This is a genomic window from Rhodococcus sp. ENV425 (assembly GCF_002887785.1).
In the GTDB taxonomy this organism is placed as follows: domain Bacteria; phylum Actinomycetota; class Actinomycetes; order Mycobacteriales; family Mycobacteriaceae; genus Rhodococcus; species Rhodococcus aetherivorans.
On the sequence record NZ_PCZU01000115.1, the window covers coordinates 2,973 to 10,276 of the forward strand.

Genomic DNA, 7,304 nt, shown 5'->3' on the forward strand with positions numbered 1-7,304 from the left:
GGACAGTCCCGTGCCGGAAAGATCGTCTCGGCGATCCTCGCCCGGGTCCACACGGTGCCGGTGGTGGCGGTGGTGGGATCCGTCGGCGACGACCTCGGTGACTACCGCGACCGATTCGCGGAGATCATGGTCGCCACCGATCTCGACGCCATGCGTGCGGCCGGCGCCCGGCTCGCACGCCGCGCCTGAATCGAACGATATTCCGGGGGAACGTCATTCGCACGGGGGTGCGGTGACGGTCGTCGTCGGCGGCGTCGGGCCGGGGTGGGGGCCGAGATCGGGGTCGGACGCCCGCACCGACCAGCCCGCGGGACGGATCTGGGGCTCCTGCGCGGCCGGAGTGTCGCGCCCCAGGCACGGAACCGCGGACGGCGTCCCGGTCTCCGGCGAGAGGCTGGTCTGCGGTGCGGGCACGGACCGGACGGCGTCGGCCGAGCGCGGCGGCTCGGACGGTCCGGCCCCACCGATGGCGACGGCCAGCCCGCCGCCGAGCAGCACGGCCAGCGCGACGAGGGCCGACACCAGCACCGCCACCCGGCGGCCCGGGGAAGGTGCCGGGGCCGGCGGCCGATCGGTGTGTGCGGCCACGAGCGCGGCTCCGGTGGCCCGGTGCCACGGCACGCCGTGCGGGGTCACGAACGGCACGCCGAGCACCGCGGACAACTCCCGGGCGACCGCGGCGTCGCCGGGTCGCAGGTCCAGGAAGGCCAGCGCCTCCGGCGCCACCCCGGCCCGCGCCACGGCCTCGTCCGCGGCCTCCGGCAAGGCCGGGGCGATCCCACCGAAGTCGTCCTCCGCCACGGCGACCGACGCGAGGACCGCCCCCGAACGGATGTCGGCGACCGACGCGGTCGTGGCCGCATCGTCGCGGCCGATCAGTGCCACCACCCGTACACCCTCGAGTTCCGGGGCCGCGGCGAGGAAGGCCAGCCGGGCCTCGTCGACCCCCACGGCCTGCACCGGCACCGCGGTCTCCCCGGGGTCCGGCACGACCGCCTCGGACGCCACCAGTCCGGCGCGGGCAAACGGCACCCCGGCCCGCGCGGCCCGCTCGGTCATCACCGCGAGCGCCCGGCGCACCGCCTCCGCGTCCGCGCGTTCGCCGGCGGCCCACCGCTGCGTGTCGAACGGTCCGAGCGCCGGAACGTCGGCATCCACGAGCACCGCACAGACCTCACCGGCATCGATCGCAACGCCGAGCACCGCACGCATCACTGCCCTTCCGCCGACGGGACGATGCCCGAGCGTAACGCACCGTGGCGGAAGGACGTGGCGTCCGAAACCGCTGTCGCTACTCCTTCTCCCCCTCCCTGCGCGTCGTGAACGGCAGCACGAGCCGGGACCGGTGGGCGGCGTCCCGGTAGATCTTGTGGGTGACCGGGCGGCCCACCGGCAGGTGGAACGCATCCGGCGGGAGCAGCGCGTTGTGCTCGTCGGCCAGCGGCTCCCCGTTGGACAGCTCCACGGTCAGCTTGTGACCCGGCTGGAAGGTGTTCGCGAACGGGTAGAGGCGCAGCACGTACTCCTCGATCTTCCCGGGCTCGACCGGCACAGCGCGGGTGTGCGGGTGGTACGGGTTGCCCTCGGTGGTGCGCTCGTCCAGCTCGCGGTGCGAGGCCTTCAGGTAGCCGGTGGTGATCAGCTGGCGCTTGCCGCCCGGGGCGTAGTCCCACAGGCGCAGGATGAAGTTCGAGTCCGGCTGGTCGATTTCCGCGAAGATGTGCGCGGCACCGGTGCCGATCATCTCCGTCGACTCCTCGAACACCGGGGTCTCCCACCTCAGGATCTCGACCTTGTCGGTGACGGTCAGCGGGGCCTGATAGAAGCCGTCCGGGGCGGCGTACTGCGCACCCATCGGCTCCGGCTCGGTGGAGAGCTTGCCGCGCGGGCGCAGGTAGAGGGACGTGTATTCGATGTCCTTCGGCGGCCACTGGTTGCCGGTCACCCGCTCACGCGAGCCCTCGACGAAGACGCTCACCGCGGGCTCGTCCATGATCCCGTTGTCGATGCCCTTGATCCAGTAGTCGTACCAGCGGAACATCTTGTCGTGCTCCTCGATGAAGGGGCGCGACTGCATGGGCGGGTACGGGCCGATGTCCAGCTTCTTCGGACCCTTCAGCGCGTCGAAGAGTTCGATCGTGCCGTCCATCGTCCAGCCGCGACCCTGGTCGATCTGCAGATAGACCGGGATGTCGATGTTCGGGGCCAGAGTGATGGGGTTGCGCTCCTCGTACCACTCGCCGTCCAGCTCGTTCATCACGATGTCGAACCAGGCCTCGTGGTGCTTCGGGTAGTTCAGCACGTGGACCAGGTTCGGCCAGGCGGCCACATCCGGATCCTCGAGGCGCTCGGCGACGCGCTCCCTGATCTCCTCCGGGGAGTACGTCTCGAGCATGCGGGACTTGACGTTGTCGGTGAAGGCCCAGCCGGAGTCGCCGCCGCGGCCCTCGCGGGCGGCCCGCGGCATGAACCACATGATGCCGCCGTGGTAGGTGGTCTCGTAGAAGTCGTAGTGGCCGCCGCTGACGAAGATCGCCTTCAGATGCGGCGGACGCTCCGCGGCGGCGAGCACCTGCATCGACCCGAAATAGGAGATGCCGATCATGCCGACGTTGCCGTCGCACCACGGCTGCTCGGCGACCCACTCGATGAAGTCGTAGGCGTCCTGCCCCAGCGGCACGCCGCCGGCGTTGTAGTTGCCGATGTGTTCGCCCTCGGAGGCGCCGGAGCCGCGCAGGTCGCCGATCACGTGGACGTAGCCCTCCGCGACGACGCGGGCGATGTCCCCGGCTTCGATGCAGCCGTCCCACATCGGGCTGGGGCGACGCTGCGGCGGCGTCGTGAGGGCGAGCGCCTGCAGCTCCTTGCCGTAGGGGCTCAGCGCGACCAGCGCCGGTCGAGGCTTGTCGTCGACACCCTGGTAGGCGTCTGCCGCCAGCTCGATCCCGTCCCGCATCGGGACCCGGAGATCCTTGTGGATGTGGATGGTCTGCCCACCCGCGTCGAATTCTTCGAAATCGGCCATGAGTCTGCGACTCCTATCCTCTGTCAAGACTTCTGGGTGAACTGTGTGCGGTAGCCGTGCAGCGACGTGAAGAACGGGGACGGTTCGAGCGTCGGATCCCCCTCGTAGCCGAGTTCCTCCGCCACCGGCGCGAACGGCGAGTACGCCGAGTCCGTCTCCTGCAGACCGGCGCACAGGCACCGATGGGCCGCGCCGCGGACGCCGCCCTCGATGTCCACACTCTCCCGGAGTGCCTCGGCAGCCTGGTCCCGATCGAGTTCGACGCCGTACGCGACACCGTCCGCCCGACGGTACGGATGCCCCAGGTACAGGTGATTCGGGCGGATCTCGTCCCGCAGGTACTGCAGGCTCGACCGGTACGCGTCCGGATCCTCGTAGCCGGGGAAGCCGTTGGCCGCCCCGTGGACCTGCACGGCGTCGCCGACGAACACGGAGTTCTGCCCCTCGACGACGTACGCGACCGATCCTGCGGTGTGCCCGGGGATGGAATGCACCGAGACGGTGACGTCGCCGCCGAGGGACAGCCTTTCGCCGCCCCGCACCAGCATCGTCGGCTCCATCTCCCCGGAGATGACGGCCTCCGCGGTGGCGGTCTGCTTCGCAGCGCCCTCGGGATCGTGCAGGTACTGCCCACGCACCGACAGGTACTCGTCGACGTGGGCCCGCCGCGAGCGCAACAGGTGCGCGTCGGCCTCGTGGATCACGACCCGGGCCCGTCTGCCGGTGAGTTCCCACAGGGCGTGCGCCCCACCGATGTGGTCGATGTGGCCGTGGGTCAACAGGATCCAGCGCACGTCCTCGATCCTGCGCCCGAGAGCCTCGAGCGCAGGAGCCATGCCCTCGGCGGGCGACGAGGCGATCCCGGTGTCGACGATCGCCGGCTCCGGGGCGTCGATGAAGAAGCTGTAGAGACCGAATCGACCCCAGGGTGAGACGAGCGGATGAATCGTCACGTCCTGCACCACGTCACTCCCCCCGGCCGGGTCGGGCCTGCCGAAGGAACTCCGCCGTCTCCTCGAACGCCCGGTGGAACTCCGGGATCCACGAGAAGTTCTGGACGAAACCGTGATTGGCGCCCGCGTAGCGCCGCACCGTCGCGTCCACTCCGGCCTCGGTCAGACGCCGGCCGTACAGCTCGCCCTCGTCGCGCATGGGGTCGAACTCGGCGGTGACGATCAGCGCCGGGGGCAGCCCGGTGAGATCCTCGCGCTTGATGGGCGACACCCGCGGGTCGGCCGGGTCGGCACCGCTGTCGACGTAGAAGGAGTTGAAGCCCTTCAGTCCGGCCGTCTCCACGCCGTACCCTTCGGCGTTCTCCCGCAGGGAGGCGTAGCGGTCGACGTCGAAGTCCAGGTCCAGCGACGGGTAGTACAGGACCTGATGCGTGATGCGGTCGAATCCCTCGTCGCGGGCCATCGCGGCGACGGCGGCGACGAAGGTGCCGCCCGAACTGTCACCGGCCAGCGCAAGGGTCTCACCGTTCCACTTCAGGGCCTCGCCGTTCTCGGCGGCCCACCGGACCACCCCGAGGCAGTCCTGGAGGCCGGCCGGGAACGCCGCCTCGGGTGCCCGGCGGTAGCCGACGGAGACGACCTTCAGCCCGGTCTCCTCGGCCAGGTTCCGCGCGACGTGGTCGTGCGTGTCGAGGCTTCCGAGGAAGAACGCGCCGCCGTGGAAGTACACCAGCAGTCCGTACGAGTCGGCGTCGACCGGGGTGTAGATCCGGACCGGCACGTCCCCCGACGCGGTCTGCGCGGTCGTGTCCTCGACGGCATGGAGGGGCAGGCGCTCCTCGACGGGAGCAACCTGCGACTCCTCCGCTGCACGCATGGCCGCGGGGTCGAGCGGGCCCTCGGGCGGGGCCGGCAGGTTCGCCAGGACCTGTGCGATCTGAGGATGCAGTGCCATGGCGTCAGACCTGCGGCTGGGAGACGGACGCCTGGGACGACGGCTTCTGCCCGGGGAAGACGTCGTTGACCTCGTCCTCGGTCCATCCCTGACGGGAGATGCGCTGCAGCTCGTCCGTCACCGGCTTGCGGGTTGCCTGGTACGACGCGAGCGCCTCCCTGACGGAGTCCGCCTCCCGCAGGGCGTCGGCGAGACCGCCGGCGTCCAGGATTGCCGAGTTCGCGCCCTGGCCCTGGTGGTGCAGCATCGAGTGGGCTGCGTCGCCCACGAGGACGACCGAGTCCGAGTGCCACGTGTCGACCGGGTCGATGTCGTAGACCGCGCGGATGTTCACGGTGTCCATGTCGAGGTCGCGTGTGATGTTCACGATGCGTTCGTCGAAGCCTTCGACGGTCCTCAGGAGATCGTCCTTGGTGATCTGCGGCGCCCAGGTGCTGTCCGGGCACAGGGCAGTGATGTCGAAGGACACCTGGCCCCGGTGGCGCAGCGGCAGCAGGTAGACCTTCGTTCCCTTGCCGATGTACATCCGGAGATTGTCGTCGGTGACCATCCCGTGGGCGTCGTCGACGGAGATCACTGCGCGGTAGGCGTGCTCGCCGGAGAACCGTGGGTCCTTGTCGCTGAACAGCTCCCGGCGCACCACCGACTTGATGCCGTCGGCGCCGACGACCAGGTCGGCCTCGACGGTCGTGCCGTTCGTGAAGGTGAGGACGGAACGGTCGCCCCGGTCCTCGACGGTCTGCAGCTTGTGACCGAGGTGCACCATGCCGTCGGGGAGCACGCCCAGGAGAGCGTCGATGAAGTCACCGCGGTGGATCAGGTAGGTCTTCGTCTGGTCGGCGGAGGCCGGCCAGGTGTCCTTCATGATCGGATCACCGGTGGCGGTGAGGATCTCGAAGTAGTCACTCGGCGAGCTCACGTTCGCGATCGCGTCGAAGATCCCCCATTCGCGGAAGCGGTCCATGCTGGACGGGCGCAGACCGATGCCGGCGCCGACCTCCCGGACCTCGGTGGCCTGCTCGTACACGTCGACATCGGCGCCGAGCAGGCTCAGTGCCTTGGCCGCCGCCGCGCCGGCGTATCCCGCGCCGACGATGGCGACGCGGAGGTTCTTCAGGTCTGAAGGCTGCATGGGTCTCTTCTCTCTGGGTCGGGCGTACGGGAGCGCCCTGGGAGTGGATGCGCTGGGTTGTCCTGGGGCGATCAGGACTGGATCGTGAGGAAGTCGGCCGGGTTCTCGACGAACAGCGTGGTGATCGTGGCCTCGTCCAGACCGGCCTCGCGCAGGTCCGGAATGAGGTCCTCGAAGAGGTAGTTCACGGTGTGGCCCTTGACACCCGGCCACCCGAGCGGGCTGCAGTTGGCATCGACGCCGGCGAGTGCCTGGTCGAGGTGGCCCTCCCCGAGGAACCGGAGGAAGTGGTCCAGGCGTTCCTTGCGCGGCCGGGCCCAGAACGGCGGGTCCTCGAGTTCGGTCTCGTATCCGAAGGTGTCGAAGCCGACGCGGCCACCCTGTTCGGCGATCCAGGTGTCGCGCGTCTTCTCGGCGTTCACGCCGTCGTCGGCGTGCCCGAACAGCACGCGGTCCAGCGGGAGGCCCTCTTCGTTGAAGATGGTGATGGCGTTCTCGGCGTCGATCGCCAGGTGGGTCAGGATCGGCACGCCGGTGCTCAGCGCGGCGCGAGCGGCAGCACGGTAGATGCGCTTGTCCAGCTCCGTCATCCGGCCACCACGGCTCACCCCGACCTTGATGACGCCGGCGCGGCTGCCGGTGTCGCCGATGCCGACGGTGATCTCGTGCACGAACTGCCGGGTCAGGTAGTCCACGCTCGCCCGTTCGAAGAACGGCAGGGCGGTGTCGCCGCCGACGAATCCGGTGCAGGCGATGATGTTCACGCCGGTCTTGGCGGACAGCGACTTGTAGTAGTCGATGTCACGGCCGTTGCAGATGCCGGTGACGTCGACGAAGGTGCCGCCCCCGTATTCATGGAACTTGCGCAGCTTCGGGACGGTCTCCTCGTAGCGCTCCTCGGGGGTCTTCCACCATCGGGTGTCCAGTTCGGAGCCGGGCATGCCGTATCCGATGTGTTCGTGGATGGCGACGATGCCCAGTTCCTCGGTCGCGATCGGACCCAGAACGGTGTTCACTCTCGACACAACAACTCCCCTTCGGGAAAATCTCTTCGGCGGTTTCGGGTGGGGCGTCAGCGCACGGCCAGCAGGTCGCGCGGGTTGCCGGTGAGGATGCGCTGGATGTCCTCGTCGCCGAGACCCTGCGCGGCGAGCAGGGGAACGAACGTCGAGAGCACGTAGCTGAACGGCAGGTCGCGGCCGGGCCGGCCCGTGTCTCCGCCGGGCCGGCCCGTGTCTC

Annotated in this window: 6 protein-coding genes and 1 pseudogene; 1 reads left to right on the forward strand and 6 read right to left on the reverse strand. The window is 69.7% G+C overall.

Going from position 1 to position 7,304, the window contains the following annotated elements; all coding sequences use genetic code 11:
- A pseudogene (locus CQZ88_RS30695) lies at positions 1-189 on the forward strand (glycerate kinase); the annotation flags it as partial.
- 24 nt (positions 190-213) lie between these two features.
- Here CQZ88_RS30695 and CQZ88_RS08815 read toward each other — a convergent pair.
- The 6 genes from CQZ88_RS08815 to CQZ88_RS08840 form a co-directional block, all read right to left on the reverse strand.
- On the reverse strand, positions 214-1,212 hold the full coding sequence (locus CQZ88_RS08815) for a hypothetical protein (RefSeq protein WP_102799612.1): 999 nt from the start codon (positions 1,210-1,212) through the stop codon (positions 214-216).
- A gap of 79 nt (positions 1,213-1,291) precedes the next feature.
- The gene (locus CQZ88_RS08820) at positions 1,292-3,025 is read right to left on the reverse strand and encodes a CocE/NonD family hydrolase (protein WP_029542553.1); all 1,734 of its coding nucleotides are present in this window, start codon (positions 3,023-3,025) and stop codon (positions 1,292-1,294) included.
- A gap of 23 nt (positions 3,026-3,048) precedes the next feature.
- Entirely contained in the window at positions 3,049-3,990 is a 942-nt protein-coding gene (locus CQZ88_RS08825; protein ID WP_102799613.1) for an MBL fold metallo-hydrolase, read from the reverse strand.
- 1 nt (position 3,991) lies between these two features.
- Complete coding sequence (locus CQZ88_RS08830) at positions 3,992-4,933, reverse strand: alpha/beta hydrolase (protein WP_006938621.1); 942 nt, start codon at positions 4,931-4,933, stop codon at positions 3,992-3,994.
- 4 nt (positions 4,934-4,937) lie between these two features.
- A complete protein-coding gene (locus tag CQZ88_RS08835; RefSeq protein WP_006938622.1) occupies positions 4,938-6,065 on the reverse strand; it encodes an FAD-dependent monooxygenase in 1,128 nt (375 codons plus the stop codon).
- Positions 6,066-6,136: 71 nt separating this feature from the next.
- Positions 6,137-7,090: a phosphotriesterase gene (locus CQZ88_RS08840; protein WP_006938624.1), complete on the reverse strand. Its 954-nt coding sequence runs from the start codon at positions 7,088-7,090 to the stop codon at positions 6,137-6,139.
- Positions 7,091-7,304 lie beyond the last annotated feature (214 nt).